The 19,731-nt window shown below is 69.6% G+C and carries 16 protein-coding genes; 11 read left to right on the top strand and 5 right to left on the bottom strand.

Features of this window, described 5'->3' with window-relative positions; genetic code table 11:
* Window positions 1–188: 188 nt before the first annotated feature.
* The gene (fabI, locus tag AX737_RS03915) at window positions 189–1,043 is read left to right on the top strand and encodes an enoyl-ACP reductase FabI (RefSeq protein ID WP_066919174.1); all 855 of its coding nucleotides are present in this window, start codon (window positions 189–191) and stop codon (window positions 1,041–1,043) included.
* Window positions 1,044–1,081: 38 nt separating this feature from the next.
* On the opposite strand, the gene AX737_RS03910 is transcribed toward fabI, so the two are convergent.
* Window positions 1,082–2,065 carry a polyphosphate kinase 2 family protein gene (locus tag AX737_RS03910; protein WP_066919172.1) on the bottom strand — a complete coding sequence of 328 codons (984 nt, stop codon included), beginning with the start codon at window positions 2,063–2,065 and terminating at the stop codon, window positions 1,082–1,084.
* 132 nt (window positions 2,066–2,197) lie between these two features.
* On the opposite strand from AX737_RS03910, the gene AX737_RS03905 reads away from it, so the two are divergent.
* Window positions 2,198–2,785 (top strand): histidine phosphatase family protein, encoded by a 588-nt coding sequence (locus AX737_RS03905; protein ID WP_066919170.1) that lies wholly within the window; start codon window positions 2,198–2,200, stop codon window positions 2,783–2,785.
* A 214-nt stretch (window positions 2,786–2,999) separates the two neighbouring features.
* A complete protein-coding gene (locus AX737_RS03900) occupies window positions 3,000–7,097 on the top strand; it encodes a Pls/PosA family non-ribosomal peptide synthetase (protein ID WP_066919168.1) in 4,098 nt (1,365 codons plus the stop codon).
* 39 nt (window positions 7,098–7,136) lie between these two features.
* On the opposite strand, the gene AX737_RS03895 is transcribed toward AX737_RS03900, so the two are convergent.
* A complete protein-coding gene (locus tag AX737_RS03895; RefSeq protein ID WP_066919166.1) occupies window positions 7,137–7,793 on the bottom strand; it encodes an alpha/beta hydrolase in 657 nt (218 codons plus the stop codon).
* 297 nt (window positions 7,794–8,090) lie between these two features.
* Between AX737_RS03895 and AX737_RS03890 the strand changes: the two genes are divergently transcribed.
* The 7 genes from AX737_RS03890 (at window position 8,091) to AX737_RS03860 (ending at window position 15,080) form a co-directional block, all read left to right on the top strand.
* Window positions 8,091–9,269 (top strand): cysteine desulfurase family protein, encoded by a 1,179-nt coding sequence (locus tag AX737_RS03890; RefSeq protein ID WP_066919164.1) that lies wholly within the window; start codon window positions 8,091–8,093, stop codon window positions 9,267–9,269.
* A gap of 61 nt (window positions 9,270–9,330) precedes the next feature.
* A complete protein-coding gene (gene sufB, locus AX737_RS03885; RefSeq protein ID WP_066919162.1) occupies window positions 9,331–10,800 on the top strand; it encodes a Fe-S cluster assembly protein SufB in 1,470 nt (489 codons plus the stop codon).
* 28 nt (window positions 10,801–10,828) lie between these two features.
* Window positions 10,829–11,068 (top strand): cytoplasmic protein, encoded by a 240-nt coding sequence (locus AX737_RS03880; RefSeq protein ID WP_066919160.1) that lies wholly within the window; start codon window positions 10,829–10,831, stop codon window positions 11,066–11,068.
* Between the two features lie 15 nt (window positions 11,069–11,083).
* Window positions 11,084–11,836: a Fe-S cluster assembly ATPase SufC gene (sufC, locus tag AX737_RS03875; protein WP_066919158.1), complete on the top strand. Its 753-nt coding sequence runs from the start codon at window positions 11,084–11,086 to the stop codon at window positions 11,834–11,836.
* Window positions 11,837–11,839: 3 nt separating this feature from the next.
* Window positions 11,840–13,162 (top strand): SufD family Fe-S cluster assembly protein, encoded by a 1,323-nt coding sequence (locus tag AX737_RS03870; RefSeq protein ID WP_066919156.1) that lies wholly within the window; start codon window positions 11,840–11,842, stop codon window positions 13,160–13,162.
* A gap of 245 nt (window positions 13,163–13,407) precedes the next feature.
* On the top strand, window positions 13,408–14,652 hold the full coding sequence (locus AX737_RS03865) for a cysteine desulfurase (protein ID WP_066919154.1): 1,245 nt from the start codon (window positions 13,408–13,410) through the stop codon (window positions 14,650–14,652).
* Window positions 14,653–14,696: 44 nt separating this feature from the next.
* Entirely contained in the window at window positions 14,697–15,080 is a 384-nt protein-coding gene (locus tag AX737_RS03860; protein WP_066919151.1) for an SUF system Fe-S cluster assembly protein, read from the top strand.
* A gap of 10 nt (window positions 15,081–15,090) precedes the next feature.
* On the opposite strand, the gene AX737_RS03855 is transcribed toward AX737_RS03860, so the two are convergent.
* A complete protein-coding gene (locus AX737_RS03855; protein ID WP_066919149.1) occupies window positions 15,091–15,678 on the bottom strand; it encodes a Uma2 family endonuclease in 588 nt (195 codons plus the stop codon).
* Between the two features lie 148 nt (window positions 15,679–15,826).
* Between AX737_RS03855 and AX737_RS03850 the strand changes: the two genes are divergently transcribed.
* Window positions 15,827–16,201, top strand: coding sequence for an iron-sulfur cluster assembly accessory protein (locus AX737_RS03850; protein ID WP_066919147.1), 375 nt, complete (start codon window positions 15,827–15,829; stop codon window positions 16,199–16,201).
* A gap of 10 nt (window positions 16,202–16,211) precedes the next feature.
* Here AX737_RS03850 and AX737_RS03845 read toward each other — a convergent pair whose 3' ends face one another.
* Window positions 16,212–17,276 carry a GGDEF domain-containing protein gene (locus AX737_RS03845; protein WP_066919145.1) on the bottom strand — a complete coding sequence of 355 codons (1,065 nt, stop codon included), beginning with the start codon at window positions 17,274–17,276 and terminating at the stop codon, window positions 16,212–16,214.
* Between the two features lie 233 nt (window positions 17,277–17,509).
* Window positions 17,510–18,964, bottom strand: a complete 1,455-nt coding sequence (locus AX737_RS03840) for a DEAD/DEAH box helicase (protein WP_066919143.1) — start codon at window positions 18,962–18,964, stop codon at window positions 17,510–17,512.
* Window positions 18,965–19,731 lie beyond the last annotated feature (767 nt).

Genomic DNA, 19,731 nt, shown 5'->3' with positions numbered 1-19,731 from the left:
AGGCGGCCCTCACCGAGTTCGCGAAGACCCGCCGCGCCGCCAAGGCGGTCTGAGACCGGCCCCGCCGTCGCCGCCCCAGGCTTCCGTCAACGGTGAGGCTCCGCTAAGGAGACCCACGGCGCAGAAGGCCGCCCGGTCCCCGGACCGGGTGCACCTCTGGCGTCGGCGGCATTCTTCTCGGGTGAGTCATGGCGGATATCGGCGCGGGTGAGGATCGCGGGGCACGCACCGGGACCGGTCTCCTCGCCGGCAAGCGCGGCGTCGTCCTGGGCGTCGCCAACAACCGCTCGATCGCCTGGGGCATCGCCAAGAGCCTGCACCAGCACGGCGCCAAGCTCGCCTTCACCTACCAGGGCGAGGCCCTCAAGAAGCGCGTCGAGCCGCTGGCCCGCGAGGTGGACGCCCACGTGGTCGGCCATTGCGACGTCACCGACCCGGCCTCGATCGACGCCGTCTTCGCCGAGACCGCGAAGGTCTTTCCCGAGGGCATCGACTTCGTGGTGCACTGCATCGCCTTCTCGGACAAGGACGAGCTGACGGGCCGCTACATCGAGACCTCCGAGGGCAACTTCTCGAAGTCGCTCCTGATCTCGTGCTACTCCTTCACGGCGATCGCCCAGCGGGCCGAGAAGCAGATGCGGGAGGGCGGCTCGCTCCTCACGCTGACCTATTACGGCGCCGAGAAGTGGATGCCGCACTACAACGTCATGGGCGTGGCCAAGGCCGCGCTCGAGGCCTCGGTGCGCTACCTCGCGGCCGATCTCGGCCCCTCGAACATCCGCGTCAACGCGATCTCGGCCGGCCCGATCAAGACGCTGGCCGCCTCGGGCATCGGCGATTTCCGCTACATCCTGAAGTGGAACGAGTACAACGCGCCGCTGCGCCGGACCGTGACGATCGGCGAGGTCGGCGAGACCGCGGCCTATCTCGTCTCCGACATGAGCCGGGGCATGACCGGCGAGATCCTGCACGTCGATGCGGGCTACCACGTCGTCGGCATGAAGAACCCGGACGCGCCCGACCTCAGCCTCGACAGGGACTGAGGTCGAGCCACCGTGCCCGAACGGCCGTCCGAAGACCCTCAGTCGGGCACCTTCAGGTCGGCGATGCCCCGCGGGGCCTCGGGGAATTGCGGGTCCATCGCCTCCAGCGTGTCGGCGATGGTGCGGGCGATCACGAGGTTGCGGAACCACTTCCGGTTGGCCGGCACCACCTGCCAGGGCGCGTGCGGCGTCGAGCACTGGTTCAACGCGTCGTCGAAGGCGGCCTGGTAGGCGTCCCAGGACTTGCGCTCGACGAGGTCGGCCGGATCGAACTTCCAGTGCTTCTGCGGGTCGGCGATGCGGGCCTCCAGCCGCTCCCGCTGCTCGTCCTTCGAGATGTGCAGGAAGAACTTGAGGATCGTCGTGCCGGAGGCTGTGAGCAGGCGCTCGAAATCGTTGATCAGGTCGTAGCGCATCCGCCAGACCGGCTCGGGCACGAGGCCCTTCACCCGCACCACCAGCACGTCCTCGTAGTGGCTGCGGTTGAACACGCCGATCATGCCGCGGCCGGGCGTGCGGGCGTGGTAGCGCCAGAGGAAGTCGTGATCGAGTTCCTCCGCGCTCGGCACCTTGAACGAGGCGACCGCGCATCCCTGCGGGTTCACGCCTTCGAGCACGGCGCGGATGGTGCCGTCCTTGCCGCCGGTGTCGATCGCCTGCAGCACGATGAGCAGGCTGCGGCGGCGCTCGGCGTAGAGCCGCTCCTGCAGATCCTGGATCCGGGCGCGTTCGGCGGCGAGCATGGCCTTGGCCTCCTGCTTGTCGAGGCCGCCGTCGGCGTTCGGATCGATCGCGGCGAGGCTGAAGGGGCGGCCCGGCTCGACCGTGACGACGCCCGCCGCTGCGCGGACCGGCGGCAGCGCGATGGCCGCCCCCTGGCGCCGCTCGATCCGCTCCGCCGCGTCCACCCAGTCGGCGGAGGTCGGCGGATGTGGATCGGGTGCGGAAGAGCCGCGCAGCTTTGTCGCGGGTTTCGGGGCCTTGTGGGATGCGCGGCGCTGCTGTCCCTGCTTCTTTGGCATGAAACTCTCGTCGTCCGGACAGAGGCCGTCCGATCAGGCATCTGAGGAGGAATCGTGAGCTTGGCAACGACCGGCGCGCCGCCGCGTTCCGAAACCTGCGGGGACGCGGCCTCGTCCTCGATCCGGGCTACCATGCGGACCATCTACTTCATCCGGCACGGCCAGACCGCGTGGAACGCGGAAGGACGCCTGCAGGGCCAGCGCGACATCGACCTCAACCCGACCGGCGAGGCCCAGGCCCGCGAGGTCGCCGACCGGCTGGCCGATGTCGCGGGCGACGACCTCGCCACGGCCGATTTCGTGGCGAGCCCGCTCACCCGTACCCGCCGCACCATGGAGATCCTGAGGGCGCGCCTCGACCGCGACCCCACCGCCTACCGCGCCGACGACCGGCTCCGGGAGATCAACTTCGGGGCCTGGGAAGGCTCGACCTGGGCGGAGATCCGGCGGCGCGACCCCGGCGGAGCCCACGCGCGCGACCGCGACCGCTGGCGCTACCGCCCGCCGGGGCTCTCGGGCGAGAGCTACGCCATGCTGACCGAGCGCGTCGCCCCGGTCCTGGCCGAACTCGGTCCCGCGACCGTGATGGTGGCCCATGGCGGCGTCGCGCGGGCGGTGCTGGTGGCGCTCGGCCATCTCGACGCCTACGCCGCCCCGCGCATCGGGATCCGACAGGGCGTGGTTCTGGTGCTCGATGCGAAGGGCTGGCGCTGGGCGTGAGAGCGCCGGGCCGATCCGGCGTTCCACCCGGATTCACTCTTCCGGCCCTATGGTGCAGGCGTGCCGGTGGATCTATCTCCGGCCCCGCCCCGATCTCGGCGCGATCGGGGGTTAGAGCGCGCCGCGTCCCGGTCTTTGTTCCGGACGCGACCGCGGCGCCTCGCCGGGGCGCGGACGACAGGTATCCGGTCGAGGGCCGGAAGCGGAGTAGCGTATGAGCAGTCTCGCCGAGGGTATCCGGCCCGAGACGGATGGTGGCGAGGCGGATCGGCGCGCGCGCTCGGCCGGCCGCGCCGTCCTGCGCGGGCCTGTCCGGCCCGACCTGATCCGCGACGAGGTTCTCCCCGAGATCTTTCGCAAGACCGCCCGCCTGCGTGGCGCGCACCCGGCGCTGATCGACGGCGCGACCGTGGTCGCGGGCGGGCGCCACCCGCACCTCACCTACGCGGAGGTCCTGGGGCGTGCCGAGCGGATCGCCGCCGGCCTCGCCCATCGCGGGATCGGGCCCGGCGACGTGGTCGGGCTCTGGATGGCCCGTGGGCCCGACCTGCTCGTCGCGCAGGTCGGCATCGCCCTGTCGGGCGCGGCCTGGTTGCCCTTCGACGCGGAGGCGCCGGCCGACCGCGTCGGGATCTGCCTCGACGACGCGGCCGCCGCGGCGCTCCTCGTCTCGGAGGCGCTGGCCGCGCAGGCACCGGACGCAGCTCCCGTGCTCACGACCGCTGCCCTCGACGCGCAGACGCCTGCCGGTGCCCCCGTGCCCGACCCGCGCGCGGCCGGTCTGACGCCGGGCCATCCCGCCTACCTGATCTACACCTCCGGCTCGACCGGCGTGCCGAAGGGCATCGTCATCAGCCACGCCAACATCTGCCATTTCCTGCGCTCGGCCAACGCCCTCTACGGGATGCGGGCGGACGACGTGGTGTTCCAGGGCGCCTCGGTGGCCTTCGATCTCTCGATGGAGGAGATCTGGGTGCCCTACCTCGTGGGCGCGACGCTCTTCATCGCCTCGCCGACGATGATGGGCGACCTCGAATCGCTGCCGGGCATCCTGGAGGCGGAGGGCGTCACGGTGCTCGACACCGTGCCGACGCTGCTCGCCATGATCGCGGGCGACCTGCCGCGGCTCCGGCTCGTGCTGCTGGGCGGCGAGGCCCTGCCCGAGCCGCTGGTCGCGCGCTGGGCGACGCCAGGGCGCCAGCTCTTCAACACCTACGGGCCGACCGAGGCGACGGTGGTGGCCACCGCCGCCGAGATGCGCCGGGGTGAACCCGTCACCATCGGCGGGCCGATCGCCAACTACACCGTCTACGTGGCCGACGAGGCGCTCAACCTGCTCGGGCCCGGCGAGCAGGGCGAGTTGCTGATCGGCGGCCCCGGCGTCGCGGCGGGGTACCTGAAGCGGCCCGAGCTGACGGCCGAGAAGTTCGTCCCGAACCCCTTCGGTGGGGACGGCATCGACCCGGTGCTCTACCGCTCGGGCGACGCGGTCTCGCTGGACGCGGCCGGCAACATCCTGTTCCACGGCCGTATCGACGATCAGGTCAAGGTCCGGGGCTTCCGGGTCGAACTCGGCGAGATCGAGTCCCGCATCCGGGCCGAGGCCGGCATCAATCAAGCCGCGGTGGTGCTGCGCGCCGACGACGGGGTCGATCGCCTCGTCGCCTTCCTGGTGCCGGAGCGCGGCGCGGAGATCGACCGCTCGATCCTGCGCCGCGCGCTCTCCGAGCAGATGCCGCCCTACATGGTGCCGGCCCATTACGAGGTCGCCGAGAGCCTGCCGCGGCTCACCTCCGGCAAGGTCGACCGCAAGGCGCTCCGCATCGCCCCGCTGACGGTGGTCGCGGCCGAGGCCGACCAGGAGCCGCCGAGGAACGAGACCGAGGCGGCGCTGCTGGCGGCCGCCCAGCAGGTCTTCGGCAATCAGCCGATCGACCTCGCCGGCGACTTCTTCGCCGATCTCGGCGGCCACTCGCTGCTCGCCGCCCGCTTCGTCTCGGCGGTGCGCGAGGTTCCGGCGCTCGCGGGCATCACCCTGCCGGACGTCTACCGCGAGCGGACGCTCCGGGCGATGTCGGACGTGCTGATCGCCCGCACCGGCGGCGTCGGCGCCGAGGCTGCCGTGCGCGACCTCGCCTTCGCGCCCCCGCCGCTCCTGCGCCGGGCGCTCTGCGGCCTCGCCCAGGCCATCGCTCTGCCCTTCGTGATCGCGCTCGCCACCTCCCAGTGGCTCGGCATCTTCGTCACCTACCTGCTGCTCACCGGCGGCGGGCTCGGCTTCTTCGGCGAGATGGCGGTGCTGCTCGCCGTCTATGTCGGCATCAACGCGGTCACCGCGACCGTCGCGGTCGCGGCCAAGTGGTTGGTGCTCGGGCGGACCCGGCCCGGGCGCTACCCGCTCTGGGGCGTGTACTATTACCGCTGGTGGCTGGCCCAGCGCCTCGCGCCCCTGGTCCACGTGAAGTGGCTCCAGGGCTCACCCGCCATCGCGATCTACCTGCGCCTGATGGGGGCCAGGATCGGACGCGACGTGCTGATTTCGGACATCGAGATCGGGGCACCGGACCTCCTGACCATCGGCGACCGCGCCTCGCTCGGCGGACGCCTCGTGATCGCCAACGCCGAGATCGTCGGCAACGAGCTGGTGATCGGCCGCGTGGCGATCGGCGCGGAGGCCGCCGTCGGCACCTCCTGCGTGGTCAGCCACGACACCGTGATCGGCGACTACGCCGAGATCGCCGACCTCACCACGGTCCCGACCGGCTCACGCGTCGGCCGGGCCGAGCGCTGGGACGGCTCGCCGGGGCGCCGGGTCGGCACGGCGGATCCCGCGGCCCTGCCCGCCCAGGCGGAGGCGTCGCCCGGCCGCCGCGGCCTCTTCCTGGCCCTCTACGTCCTGCTGCTCGCCGCGATTCCGGCGGTCGGCCTGCTGCCGATCTTCCCGGCCTTCTACATCTTCGACCAGATCTCGGACTCGCTCAGCGACCTCACCGACATCGACTACCACTTCTACCTGCCGCTGCTGACTTGGCCGACCGCCATGCTGATGACGGCCGGCACGGTGCTGCTCATCACCGGGATCCGCTGGCTCGCGCTGCCGCGCACGCGCTCGGGCACCCACTCGGTCCATTCCTGGTTCTACCTGCGCAAGTGGTCGCTGGCGCTCGCCGTCGAGGTGACGCTGGAGACGCTCTCCTCGCTCTTCGCCACCGTCTACATGCGGGCGTGGTACCGGCTGATGGGCGCCCGGATGGGGCAGGGGGCCGAGATCTCCACGAACCTCGCCGGGCGCTACGACCTCGCGGAGATCGGGGCGAAGAACTTCGTGGCCGACGAGGTGGTGTACGGCGAGGAGGAGATCCGCCGCGGCTGGATGCATCTGGCCGAGACCCGCACGGGCGCGCGCGTCTTCGTGGGCAACGACGCCGTGGTGCCGCCGGGTGCGGTGATTCCGGACGACGTGCTGATCGGCATCAAGTCGAAGCCGCCGGAGAACGCCGCGATGGCTCCGGGCGAGACGTGGTTCGGCTCGCCGCCGATCCGCCTGCCGGCGCGCCAGCGGGTCGATCTCGGCTCGAACGCCCAGACCTACGAGCCGGGCCTCTGGCCGAAGCTGCGCCGCGGCATCTTCGAGGCCTTCGCGACCTCGTTCTCGCCGATGCTCTACATCACCCTCGCGATCACCGCGATCGACTGGTACTTCTATCCCGCGATCCTGGAGCGGGATTGGTGGGGGCTGGCTTTCGCCTTCGTGGCGGTGAGCGTGGTCATCGCGCTGATCCAGTCCTCGGCCGTCATCGGGATGAAGTGGCTGCTGATGGGCGTCTACAAGCCCGGCATGCGCCCGATGTGGTCGTGGTGGGCGATGCGCACCGAGGCGATCGCGGTGGCCTACTGGGGGCTCGCCGGCAAGGTGCTGCTGGAGCACCTGCAGGGTACGCCCTTCCTGCCCTGGGTGCTGCGCCTGTTCGGCGTGAAGGTGGGACAGGGCGTCTGCATGCTCACCACCGACGTCACCGAGTTCGACTGTGTGGAAATCGGCGATTACAGCGTGATCAATCGGACCTCGGCGCTGCAGACGCACCTCTACGAGGACCGCATCATGAAGATCGGCCGGGTGAAGATCGGCCGCGGCGTCTCGGTCGGCGCCTTCGCGACAGTGCTCTACGACACGAAGGTCGGCGACTACGCGCGGCTGCGCCCGCTCACCATCGTGATGAAGGGCGAGTCGATCCCCGCCAGCACCGAGTGGGAGGGCGCGCCGGCCGTGCCGGTGGTGCACGCACCGGAGGCGCAGAAGGCCGCGGTGTAACGTTCCCTCCCCCGCAGAAGGGGGAGGGTGTGCGATCCGCTACGCCACCTCGTCCCGGCCGCCCAGCCGCTTGTCGAGATAGGTGTCGACGGTCTGGGTCAGCTCGTCGACCTTGCCGTCGAAGAAGTGGTTGGCGCCCTCCACCATCTGGTGCTCGATGATGACGCCCTTCTGGGTCTTCACCTTCTCGATCACCGGCATCACCTCGCGCGCCGGGGCCACGCGGTCCTCCGAGCCGTGCACGAACAGGCCCGAGGACGGGCAGGGCGCCAGAAAGGTGAAGTCGTAGCGGTTGGCCATCGCGGCGATCGAGATGAAGCCCTCGATCTCGGGGCGGCGCATCAGGAGCTGCATGCCGATCCACGAGCCGAACGAGACGCCCGCGATCCAGCAGGACTTCGCCTCCGGGTTCACCGACTGCACCCAGTCAAGCGCGGCGGCCGCGTCCGAGAGTTCGCCCGAGCCGTGGTCGAACGCGCCCTGGCTGCGGCCCACCCCGCGGAAATTGAAGCGCAGGGCCGCGAATCCGCGGTTGGCGAAGGTGTAGAAAAGATTGTACACAATCTGATTGTTCATCGTACCCCCGAATTGGGGGTGCGGATGCAGGATGATCGCGATCGGGGCGCCGCGCTTCTTCGGCGCCTGATAACGGCCTTCCAGTCGGCCGGCCGGACCGGTGAAGATGACCTCGGGCATACTTGTCTCTGACTCCTGTGGCGGATGCAGGTGCACGCCTGCGTCACGCCGCGCTTCGTCCCGCGACCGCCTTGACTCGGCTCGCGCCCGACTTACAAGCGCTCTTAGAACGGTTCTAGGCGATTAGAATCGTTCTAAAATAAGGTTCGGTCGCGATCGGCACACCGGTGCTGCTTCGGCCAAACCCTTCGCGCCTCGTCGTTCCTCGGCCCTGATCGTGCGGGTTCCGCGGGGGCTTAGCACGATGGTGGGGGCGAAAAGCAAGGAAATGTCACACCTGAGGATGACGAAGAGCCGATGAGCCCGGAGCGCGCCTATCTCGACCACAACGCCACCTCGCCGGTCCGGCCCGAGGTTGCGGCTGCGGTCGCGCGCGCGCTGGCACTGCCGGGCAATCCCTCCTCGGTGCATGCCGAGGGCAGGGCGGCCCGGGCCGCCCTCGAGGCCGCCCGCGCCCAGGTTGGCCGGCTCGTCGGCGCCCCGGCCTCCCGCGTGGTGTTCACCAGCGGCGGCACCGAGGCGGCCAACGCCGCGCTGTCGGGTGCGCTGCGTCGCGCCGGCTCGCCCGCGCCGACCCGCTTGCTTGTCGGTGCGACCGAGCACCCCTGCGTCGCCGTCGGCCACCGGTTCGCGGAGGGCGCGGTCGAGGTTCTGCCGGTGACCGCTGCGGGCGTGATCGACCTCGGCGCGCTGGCCTCCCGTCTCGATGCCCTGCGCGACGAGGCGGTCCTGGTCTCGGTCCACGCGGCCAACAACGAGACCGGCGTGGTCCAGCCGCTCGCCGAGATCGTCGCTCTGGCCCGGCGGCATGGGGCCGCGCTGGTGCACAGCGACGCGGTGCAGGCGGCCGGGAAGATCGCGTTGGATTTCACCGCCCTCGGCCTCGACGCCCTGACGCTGTCCGGCCACAAGTTCGCCGCCCCGAAGGGCGTCGGCGCGCTCGTGCTCGGCGCGGGCGTGAGCCTGGAGGCGGCCTTCGTCCGCGGCGGCGGCCAGGAGGCGCGCCTGCGCTGCGGCACCGAGGCCCTGCCGGCCCTGGTCGGTATGGGCGTGGCGGCGGAGATCGCGCATGCCGTCCTTGCGGAGGAGGGCGCCCGGCTGGCGGGCCTGCGGGACGCGCTGGAAGCGGGCGTTCTGGCGCGTGCTCCCGACGCGGCGGTGTTCGGCGCGGACGCGCCGCGGCTGCCGAACACTTTGAGCTTCGCCGTGCCGGGCCTCGACGCGCCGACCGCCCTGATCGCCCTCGACCTCGCCGGTGTCGCGGTGTCGTCGGGTTCGGCCTGCGCGTCCGGCAAGGTGGCGCGCTCTCCCGTGCTTGCCGCGATGGGCGTGAGCCCTGCGCTCGCCACGGGGGCGCTGCGCGTCAGTTTCGGCTGGAATTCGGGCATTGAGGACGCATCGCGGTTTCTCGACGCCTTCGAACGGGTGATTCACACCCTATATAAGCGGCGAGGGGAAGCGGCCCGAGCCGCGTAGAACCCAAGCCATCCGAGAGACAGCCCCGGTCCTTGAAGCCGGTGATGCTTAGGAGACGCTGATGCCTGCTGTGCAGGAAACCATCGACCGGGTCCGTTCGATCGACCTGGACCAGTACAAGTACGGGTTCGAGACCGTGATCGAGATGGAGAAGTCCGAGAAGGGCCTCTCCGAGGACGTCGTCCGCTTCATCTCGGCCAAGAAGAACGAGCCCGAGTGGATGCTGCAGTGGCGCCTCGACGCCTACAAGCGCTGGCTCACCATGAAGGAGCCGGAGTGGGCGCGCGTCTCCTACGACCGGGTCGATTACGACAACATCTACTACTACGCCGCGCCGAAGCGGAAGGGCCCCGAGTCGCTCGACGAGATCGATCCCGAGATCCTGAAGACCTACGAGAAGCTCGGCATCCCGCTGCGCGAGGTCGAGGTGCTGGAAGGCATCGCGCCGGAGCGCCGCGTCGCGGTCGACGCCGTGTTCGACTCGGTCTCGGTCGCCACGACCTTCAAGAAGGAGCTCGAGAAGGCCGGCGTGATCTTCATGCCGATCTCCGAGGCCATCCGCGAGTACCCGGACCTGGTGCAGAAGTACCTCGGCTCGGTCGTGCCGGTGACGGACAACTTCTTCGCGACGCTCAACTCGGCCGTGTTCTCGGACGGCTCGTTCGTCTACATCCCGCCGGGCGTGCGCTGCCCGATGGAGCTGTCGACCTACTTCCGCATCAACGAGCGTGACACCGGCCAGTTCGAGCGTACGCTGATCATCGCCGACAAGGGCAGCTACGTCTCGTACCTTGAGGGCTGCACCGCCCCGAAGCGCGACGACAACCAGCTCCACGCCGCGGTGGTCGAACTCGTCGCGCTGGACGACGCCGAGATCAAGTACTCGACCGTCCAGAACTGGTACCCGGGCGACAACGAGGGCAAGGGCGGGATCTACAACTTCGTGACGAAGCGCGGCGATTGCCGCGGCGCCCGCTCCAAGATCTCGTGGACGCAGGTCGAGACCGGCTCGGCCATCACCTGGAAATACCCGTCCTGCATCCTGCGCGGCGACGAATCCCGCGGGGAGTTCTACTCGATCGCGGTGTCGAACGGTATGCAGCAGGTCGATTCCGGCACCAAGATGATCCACCTCGGCAAGAACACGACGAGCCGGATCATCTCGAAGGGCATCTCGGCGGGCCGCTCGCAGAACACGTATCGCGGCCTCGTCTCGGCCCACAAGAAGGCCAAGGGCGCCCGCAACTTCACGAACTGCGACTCGCTGCTGATCGGCGACCAGTGCGGCGCACACACCGTGCCCTACATCGAGTCGAAGAACGCGTCGGCGGTCTTCGAGCACGAGGCCACCACCTCGAAGATCTCCGAGGAGCAGAAGTTCTACTGCCAGCAGCGCGGCCTCTCCGAGGAGGAGGCGACCGCGCTCATCGTCAACGGCTTCGTCCGCGACGTGCTGCAGCAGCTGCCCATGGAGTTCGCCGTCGAGGCCCAGAAGCTGATCTCGATCAGCCTGGAAGGCTCGGTGGGCTGATCGCCTGGGCGATCCTTACGAAGACGACGTGCTGCGGGCGGCCCACCGGCACTGCTCGCGGCACGCCGACGAGGTGACGAGCAGCGCCGCGTGCGGCTGTTTCTACTGCCTGGAGATCTTCGCGCCGGACGAGATCGAGGAGTGGATCGCCCAAGAGGGCACCCCCCTCTGCCCCCGGTGCGGCATCGATGCGGTGATCGGCGACCTCTCCGGCTTTCCGGTAGCCCGCCGAGCCTTCCTGCAGGCGATGCATCGGCTATGGTTTTGAAGGACTTGGACTAGAATGCTTGAGATCAAGAACCTCGTCGTGCAGATCGAGGACAACCGTATCCTGAATGGCCTCAACCTCACCGTAAAGGACGGCGAGGTCGCCGCCATCATGGGCCCGAACGGCTCGGGCAAGTCGACGCTCTCCTACGTCATCGCCGGCAAGGAGGATTACGAGGTCCTCGACGGCGAGATCCTGCTCGACGGCCACAACCTGCTCGAGATGGAGCCCGACGAGCGCGCCGCCGCCGGCGTGTTCCTGGCCTTCCAGTACCCGCTGGAGATCCCGGGCGTCGGCACGATGACCTTCCTGAAGGCCTGCATGAACGCGCAGCGCCGCGCCCGCGGCGAGGGCGAGATCTCGACCCCCGACTTCATCCGCGCGGTCAACGCGGCGGCCGACCGGCTCGAGATCAACAAGGAGATGCTCAAGCGGGCGCTGAACGTCGGCTTCTCCGGCGGCGAGAAGAAGCGCATGGAGATCCTCCAGATGGCGCTCCTGCAGCCGAAGTTCTGCGTGCTCGACGAGACCGATTCGGGCCTCGACATCGACGCCTTGCGCATCGTCTCCGAGGGCGTCAACGCGCTGCGGGCTGAAGGACGCTCCTTCCTCGTCATCACCCACTACCAGCGGCTCCTGAACCACATCGTGCCCGACACCGTGCACGTCATGTCGAAGGGCCAGATCGTGAAGACCGGCGGCAAGGAGCTGGCGCTGGAGCTCGAGGCCTCCGGCTACGCCGAGTACCGCACGAGCGAGGCCGCGTAAGCCATGGCCGAGATCGCAAACCTCCGCTCCCCCGCCGAGGCCGGCCTCTCGAAGCTGTTCGAGTCGTCCCGCCAGGCCTTCGCCGCCGAGACGGCCATCAGCCGCGAGGAGGCCTTCCGCTTCTTCGAGGCGACCGGCCTGCCGAGCCGCCGGGTCGAGGCCTTCAAGTACACGGACCTGCGCGCCGCCATCACCGAAGCCGCCCCGCCGGCCGAGGCGCCCGCGCTCGACGTTGCCAAGGCAGCGGTCGCCGGGGCCCGGGGCTTCGCCGGCATCGAAGCCGCGCGGCTGACCTTCGTCAACGGCCACCTCGTGCCCGAGCTGTCCGACCTCGACCGGATCCCGGAGGGCGTCACCGTCGTCCCGATGGGCGAGGCTCTGGCGAAGGGTGATGCCGGGCTGAAGCTGCTCGCGCCCGTCGCCCAGGCGCGCGAGAACCCGATCTATCAGCTCAACACCGCCTTCCTGGCGGACGGCGCCCTGATCACGGTGGCGGCGGGCGCCAAGCCCGAGACGCCCGTGCACCTGCGCTTCGTCGGCACGGGCGAGACGCCGTTCTCGACCGCGACCCGCGTGCTGGTGCAACTCGGCACCGACGCCGAGTTCTCCCTGCTGGAGAGCCACGAGGGCCCGAACGGCGTGACCACGCAGCCGAACGACGCGCTCGACGTCGTCATCGGCGAGCGGGCCGCCTTCCGGCACACCCGGCTCAACATCGAGGGCGACGCAGCGATCGCGCTCTCGACCCTGTCGCTGAAGCTCGAGCGCCAAGCCAGCGTCGAGAGCATGAACTTGGTGACGGGCGCGGTGCTCTCGCGCCACCAGATCTACGTGCACATCGCGGGTGACGACACCAACGTGGTCGTCAACGGCGCCGCCATGCTGCGCTCCGGCCAGCTCGCCGACTCGACGCTCCTCGCCGACCACGCGGCTGTCGGCGGTGTCGGCCGCGAGCAGTTCAAGACGGTGATCGACGGCGACGCCACCGGCGTCTTCCAGGGCAAGATCATCGTTCGGCAGATCGCGCAGAAGACCGACGGCAAGATGAAGTCCGACTGTCTGCTCCTCACCGACGAGGGGCAGATGATGAACAAGCCGGAGCTTGAGATCTTCGCCGACGACGTCGCCTGCGGCCACGGCGCCACCTGCGGCGCGCCGGACGAGGATCTGCTCTTCTACCTGATGGCCCGCGGTCTGCCGCGCGCCGCCGCCCAGAGCCTGCTCGTGCAGGCCTTCGTCGGCGAGTCGGTGGAGGCCGTCACGCACGAGGGCGCCCGCGCGGCGCTGATCGGCGAGATCGAGGCTTGGCTCGCCGCCCGCGCTTGATGCGCCCAACCCTCCCCCCACTGGAACTCGGGCTTGCCCGAGTTCCACAGATGGGTGCCCAGATCGGGCAAACCCGATCTGGGTGGGGGAGGGTGCCGAACGGAGTGAGGCGGGAGAGGGGACACCGCTTCAAGCAGAGGCTCGATATCGATGCCGAACTCCGTCGCTCCCCTCGCCCGACCCTCGCCGACGCGAGGGCCACCCCCTCCCGCGAAGGGGAGAGGGAGATCCGCGAGCGTGACCCGATGAACGCACCCGTCCTCAACACCGGCTACGACGTCGCGGCGATCCGTCGGGATTTCCCGATCCTCGCCCAGCAGGTCTACGGCAAGCCGCTGGTCTACCTCGACAACGCGGCCTCGGCCCAGAAACCGCGGCAGGTCATCGACGCGATGGTCTCCTGCATGGAGACGGGCTACGCCAACGTCCATCGCGGCCTGCACTACATGGCCAACGCCGCGACCGAAGGGTTCGAGGGCGCGCGCGAGACCACGCGCCAGTTCCTCAACGCGGCCTCCACCGACGAGATCATCTTCACCCGCAACGCCACCGAGGCCTACAACCTCGTGGCCTCCTCCATGGGCTGGGCCGGTCTGATCGGGGAGGGGGACGAGATCATCCTCTCGATCATGGAGCACCACTCCAACATCGTGCCCTGGCACTTCCTGCGCGAGCGCCGCGGCGCCGTGATCAAGTGGGCGCCGGTCGATGACGACGGGAACTTCCTCGTCGAGGAGTACGAAAAACTGTTCACGCCGCGCACCAAGATGGTGGCGATCACCCACATGTCGAACGTGCTCGGCACGGTGACGCCGGCCGCCGAGATCGTGCGCATCGCCCACGCCCACGGCGTGCCGGTGCTGCTCGACGGGGCGCAGAGCGCGGTGCACCAGCCGGTCGACGTGCAGGCCCTCGACTGCGACTTCTTCGTCTTCACCGGCCACAAGGTCTACGGCCCGACCGGGATCGGCGTGCTCTACGGCAAGAAGGCGTGGCTCGACCGGCTGCCGCCCTACCAGGGCGGCGGCGAGATGATCCGCACCGTCAGCCAGGACGCGATCACCTACAACGACCCGCCGCACCGCTTCGAGGCCGGCACGCCGGCGATCGTCGAGGCGGTGGGGCTGGGGGCGGCGCTGGAATACATGATGGCAATCGGGCGCGAGACCATCGCGGCGCACGAGGCGCGGCTCACCGCCTACGCCCAGGAACGGCTCGGCGCGATGAACGCGGTCCGGCTGATCGGTACGGCGAAGGACAAGGGCGGCGTGATCGCCTTCGAGATGAAGGGGGCGCACGCCCACGACATCGCTACCGTGATCGACCGGCAGGGCGTGGCGGTCCGCGCCGGCACCCACTGCGCCATGCCGCTGCTCCAGCGCTTCGGTGTGACCTCGACCTGCCGGGCCTCGTTCGGCCTCTACAACACCACGGACGAGATCGACGTGCTTGCGGAGGCGCTCGCGAAGGCCGAGATGCTGTTCGCCTGATTCTTTTACGACGCGGCCCGCCGGCGCGGCCCGAGGAGGTTTGGATGAGTACCGATGCGACCATCACCGGCGGCGCCAACGCCCCGAAGGTCGAGGGCGCCTCGGCGATCCCGCCGGCCGAGCTCGACCGTCTGACCGACGAGATCGTGACGGCCCTGAAGAGCGTCTACGACCCCGAGATCCCGGCCGATATCTACGAGCTCGGCCTGATCTACCGGGTCGATATCGGTGACGACCGCGCGGTCGCGATCGACATGACGCTGACCGCCCCGGGCTGCCCGGTGGCCGGCGAGATGCCGGGCTGGGTCGAGAACGCGGTCTCGGCGGTGCCGGGCGTGCAATCCTGCACCGTCACGATGGTGTTCGACCCGCCGTGGGACCAGAGCCGGATGTCCGACGAGGCCCGCGTCGCGCTGGATATGTGGTAGGGCGCGGCGATCAGGCCGGTGTGCCACCGGCCTCGAACTGCATGTCGTCGTAGATGTCGGCGAGCGCGAGCCGCGCGCCGATCTCGGGCAGGTCGATGATGTCGGCCATCGCCTCGTAGGTCTCGGCTTCCCAGGCGTCCTCCCGGCGGCGATACAGGACGGCGCCCGGGAAGCGCGTCTCCACGAGGAGGATGCAGCGGAGCGTCGGGTGGCGCCGGTACTCGTCGAGCTTGCGGAAGCGGTCGATGCTGCTGGTCGAGGGCGAGAGCACCTCGACGACGAGACGCGGCGGCCGGCTCTCGTAGGTGTCGCGGACGAGGTCGGCGCACTCCACCGTGACGTCGGGACGCCGCAGGGTCGCGATCCCGGTGCGCAGCGCGATGTCGTCCGTGGTCGGCCGGCAACCGCTGCCGCGGAGCTGGTTTCCCAAGCTGATGATGATGTTGACGGTGGCCCGGTCGTGCTGGGCGCTGGCGCCGGTCATCATCTTCACGTGGGGTACCGGCACGCCGTCCACGAGTTCGTAGAGCCCGTCCTGCCCGAGCTGCCACTGAAAGAACTCCTCCAGCGTCATGCGCCGCATCGCGGGTTCGGCCATCGCGTCCTCCTCGGGGTGGATCCTAGCACGGAAGGCCGGAGTCGTGGCCGCGATGCGGTGGACCGGAGCGGGCGCGATGCTTATCTCTGGGGCGTACCAGAACACGCACCCGCCCGGGCCTTGAACCCGGAGGCAGGAGAGCGAGACGATGTCAGGTTTCAAGGTGATGTCGCTGACCGATGCGGCGGCGACCCGGATCAAGGCCATCATGGCAGACGCGGAGCGCCCGATCGCGGGCCTGCGCGTCGGCGTGCGGAACGGCGGCTGCGCCGGCATGTCCTACACGATGGAGTATGCCGAGGCGCGCAACCCCGGCGAGGACGTGGTCGAGGACAAGGGCGTCAGCGTCTTCATCGATCCGAAGGCGGTGCTGTTCCTGCTCGGCACCGAGATGGATTTCCAGACGACGAAGCTCGCCTCGCAGTTCGTGTTCAACAACCCGAACCAGACTTCGGCCTGCGGCTGCGGCGAGTCGGTCGCGATCACGCCCGCGAGCCCGGAGCGCCTCGGCGCCCCGGCCTGAGGGCACCCGCTCAGGCGACGTCCTGAAGGACGTCCGCCCCGACGGAATCGTCGATGGTCCGGTTGCGGCCCGCGCGCTTGGCCGCGAACATGCAGAGGTCGGCCCGCTCGAGCAGCGAGACGGGCGAGTCGCCGGCCTTGTGGACGGCGACGCCGACCGAGACGGACACCCGGCCCAGGGACTCGCCGGTCGAGCGCTTGACGAGGTCGCGGCCCATCACGCTCTGTCGCACGGCCTCCGCGATCACCCGCGCCTCCGCGCGCTCCAGGCCTGGCAGGACGATGCCGAATTCCTCGCCGCCGAAACGGGCGAGCGTGGCCTGCGGGCCGGCCGATTCGCGCATCACGATCGCCACGAGCCGCAGCACCTGATCGCCCGTGAGATGACCGTACAGGTCATTGAAGCGCTTGAAGAAGTCGATGTCGAGGACGACGAGGCTCATCGGAGTCCCCGTGACGGCGGCGGACTCGACGGAGGTTCGCAGCACCTCCTCGAAATGCTTGCGGTTCGATAGGCCAGTAAGCGGATCGGTCAGGCTCTCCAGCCGAGTCGCCTCCAGCTTCTCGCGCAGCATCTCGATCTCGGCCCGGCTCTCGCGCATCCGGGCTTCGAGCACCCGGTTGCTGGTGGCGACCTCCCGCGTCTTGCCGACAAGGGTGCCGACGATCTCGCGGACGCGCTCGCGGGTGACCGCATTCTGCGTCAGGTCCTGGCTGAGGCTCGACAGCGAGGCGTTGTAGGCGGCGGCTGAGCCGACCGAGAGATCGAGCATCTCCATCACGCCCGCGATCTCGCTGAGCATGGTCGCACTGGTCTCGCCCGCGATGTCGGCGAGGCGACCACCCGCGAGGTGCTGCTCGAACAGCGCGTCGGTGTCTGCCTCGGTCAGGGCCTGCTTCTGCCCGATCAGCCGCTTGAGCGCGTCGTTCATCAGCGGATGGTGGCCCGCGACGTAGCTGTACCAGACCGTGTAGGCGCGCGGCGTGGCCGACGGCCCGTAATCGCGCATCAACTCCTGCACCCTCTGGGCGAGGGCGAAGCTGTAGTCGCGATCCGCGTGGCGCCCCTGGCTCATCCTGGTCCTGTCGCTGCTTGGGCTCGCGCCGCGTCGGCACAGGCCAGCCCAGATGCACTGTAGGGACGAGGGATGGATGGAGTGTTAAAGCCCGCCGGCCGAGAACTAACTTATGTCGAGAACCCGACAGTAGGAAGGCTGCAATTCGGGCTGCAACCGCTGCACGAATGTAGAACCGGGGCCGATATGACAGTCGAGCCCCGCGCCCTGAGTAGTCGTGCGGGCCGGAGGCGTCACGACTCCCGCTTGACGGGTACCGGCCGGAGGAGGAAGGCCGGAACGTGCGAACCGAGGCCGACCGGCGTATCGCCGTCGGCTTCCGGCCGGCGGGACGGGCGGCGCTCGTCGCGCACCCGCTCCGGCACCGCGGTGCGGACAGCCGGTTCCGGCATGCGCGGGGGGGCTTCGCTGCGCTCGCGCTGGGGCACGGCCCGTCGGCTGCCGCGTCCCTCGCCGCGCGTTTCCGCGGCCTTGCCACGGCTGCGCCGCTCCGTCCCCGAACGGGAGCCGCGATGGCGCGTGCGCGTCTCCTCGCTCCCCGACTCGTCCTCGCTGACGGAGGTGAGGTCGCCGTCGAGCCAGGGGATCGGCTTGCCGATCAGCGACTCGATCGCCTGGAGGGAGCGGTCGTCGCCGCTGCCCACGAGCGTGAACGCGGCACCGGCCCGGCCGGCCCGGCCGGTGCGGCCGATCCGGTGCACGTAATCCTCCGGATGGTGCGGCACGTCGAAGTTGAAGACGTGGCTCACCGCCGGGATGTCGAGGCCGCGCGCGGCGACGTCCGAGGCGACGAGGAGCGGGGTCTCGCCCGCGCGGAAGGCGTCGAGGGCCGCCATGCGGGCGCGCTGGTCCATATCGCCGTGGAGCGCGGCGGCGCCGAAGCCGTGTTTGACGAGCGATTTCTGCAGCAGGGCCACGTCGCGCTTGCGGTTGCAGAAGATGATGCCGTTCTTCAACTCCTCCGCATTGCGGATCAGCCGGCGCAGGCGGTCGCGCTTGGCGTGGCCCTCGGAGCCCGTCGCGACGAGGCGCTGCACGATTGTCTCTGCGGTCGAGGCGGGGCGGGCCACCTCGACGCGCTGCGGGTTGTGCAGGAACATATCGGCCAGGCGCTCGATCTCCGGCGGCATGGTCGCCGAGAAGAAGAGCGTCTGCCGCGTGAAGGGCACCATCTTCACGATGCGCTCGATGTCGGGGATGAAGCCCATGTCGAGCATGCGGTCGGCCTCGTCGATGACGAGGAGTTCGACGCCGGTCAGCAGCAGCTTGCCGCGCTCGAAATGGTCGAGGAGCCGGCCCGGGGTGGCGATCAGCACGTCGGTGCCGCGGGTCAGCTTGGCGTCCTGGTCGGCGAAGGAGACGCCGCCGATGATCAACGCTACGTTGAGCTTGTGGTTGGTGCCGTAGCGCTCGAAATTCTCCTCGACCTGCGCGGCGAGCTCGCGCGTCGGCTCGAGGATCAGCGTGCGGGGCATCCGGGCGCGGGCGCGGCCGGTCTCCAGCAGGGTCAGCATCGGCAGCGTGAAGGCCGCGGTCTTGCCGGTGCCGGTCTGGGCGATGCCGAGCACGTCGCGCCGGGCGAGTACGTGCGGGATGGCCTGAGCCTGGATCGGGGTCGGTTCGGTGTAGCCGGCGGCCGAGACGGCCTGCAGGACCTTGTCGCTCAATCCGAGGTCGGAGAAGGGCATCAGATATGTGAACCGTTGCGCGCGGGATCGGACCAGCCGGCGCGGAGGGGTCGGTCGCTGCAACGGCTGCCGGGTCGGCATGGGCCGGATGGCGCAGCGCAGTCGGCCGACTCGTCGGGAACCTGGCCTGGAACCCACCGTGCACGTAAGTGTGCCAGACACTTAGGACGTTGCTGCCTCTTGTCAATCTTGTGCTGGCGCGATCGCCCTGTTTTCCGTGGGGAATTCGCCGCGCGACCCGCGCCTCGGACTGCCGCGGCACATGGTGGTGCGATCCCGGCGGTGTGATCCCGGCGGTGTGATCCCGGCGGCGCGATCCCGGCGGCGCGGGCGCGATCGCGCCGGCGATCCCTGAGCGATCCCGTGGCCGGAAGTAAAAAGCCGGCCTCCGGTTATTATGCAGGCTTCGGATGCGCCTGCGCGGATCTCCGCGCAGGCGCGCCGCGGTTTCGCCTCAATTGATCCGGCGCGCCGCCGCCGGCTAATCAGCTTCCCGCCTGCTATAACCTCCATGTGCGCGGGAGCACATCCGCTCCGGGATCTGCCTGCGGCCAGCGTAAACTTCACCTTTCGTTGAGAGCTCCGGTTTTATCTGGCCGAGCTTGTTGCAGGAAAGCGACAGACCCCTCGGCCACGAGGACCTACAAGCGGCCCGGCTTTGCCACACAGGACCCAGGACCCAATGAAAAAGCTTCTCCTCGCTTCGACCGTGCTCGCCGGCCTGACCGCTGCCGCCTCGGCCGCCGACCTTCCGCGTCGCGCCGCTC

It is taken from the genome of Methylobacterium sp. CCH5-D2 (assembly GCF_001556475.1).
Taxonomy (GTDB): domain Bacteria; phylum Pseudomonadota; class Alphaproteobacteria; order Rhizobiales; family Beijerinckiaceae; genus Methylobacterium; species Methylobacterium hispanicum.
Note: the sequence above shows the minus strand (reverse complement) of the source record. Positions and strands in the feature narration are given on the sequence as shown.

Bases quoted from the DNA above. Each gene is read 5' to 3' on its own strand.
- fabI (WP_066919174.1), top strand. From the start codon at position 189: ATGGCGGATATCGGCGCGGGTGAGGATCGCGGGGCACGCACCGGGACC.
- AX737_RS03910 (WP_066919172.1), bottom strand. From the start codon at position 2,065: ATGCCAAAGAAGCAGGGACAGCAGCGCCGCGCATCCCACAAGGCCCCG.
- AX737_RS03905 (WP_066919170.1), top strand. From the start codon at position 2,198: ATGCGGACCATCTACTTCATCCGGCACGGCCAGACCGCGTGGAACGCG.
- AX737_RS03900 (WP_066919168.1), top strand. From the start codon at position 3,000: ATGAGCAGTCTCGCCGAGGGTATCCGGCCCGAGACGGATGGTGGCGAG.
- AX737_RS03895 (WP_066919166.1), bottom strand. From the start codon at position 7,793: ATGCCCGAGGTCATCTTCACCGGTCCGGCCGGCCGACTGGAAGGCCGT.
- AX737_RS03890 (WP_066919164.1), top strand. From the start codon at position 8,091: ATGAGCCCGGAGCGCGCCTATCTCGACCACAACGCCACCTCGCCGGTC.
- sufB (WP_066919162.1), top strand. From the start codon at position 9,331: ATGCCTGCTGTGCAGGAAACCATCGACCGGGTCCGTTCGATCGACCTG.
- sufC (WP_066919158.1), top strand. From the start codon at position 11,084: ATGCTTGAGATCAAGAACCTCGTCGTGCAGATCGAGGACAACCGTATC.
- AX737_RS03870 (WP_066919156.1), top strand. From the start codon at position 11,840: ATGGCCGAGATCGCAAACCTCCGCTCCCCCGCCGAGGCCGGCCTCTCG.
- AX737_RS03865 (WP_066919154.1), top strand. From the start codon at position 13,408: ATGAACGCACCCGTCCTCAACACCGGCTACGACGTCGCGGCGATCCGT.
- AX737_RS03860 (WP_066919151.1), top strand. From the start codon at position 14,697: ATGAGTACCGATGCGACCATCACCGGCGGCGCCAACGCCCCGAAGGTC.
- AX737_RS03855 (WP_066919149.1), bottom strand. From the start codon at position 15,678: ATGGCCGAACCCGCGATGCGGCGCATGACGCTGGAGGAGTTCTTTCAG.
- AX737_RS03850 (WP_066919147.1), top strand. From the start codon at position 15,827: ATGTCAGGTTTCAAGGTGATGTCGCTGACCGATGCGGCGGCGACCCGG.
- AX737_RS03845 (WP_066919145.1), bottom strand. From the start codon at position 17,276: ATGAGCCAGGGGCGCCACGCGGATCGCGACTACAGCTTCGCCCTCGCC.
- AX737_RS03840 (WP_066919143.1), bottom strand. From the start codon at position 18,964: ATGCCCTTCTCCGACCTCGGATTGAGCGACAAGGTCCTGCAGGCCGTC.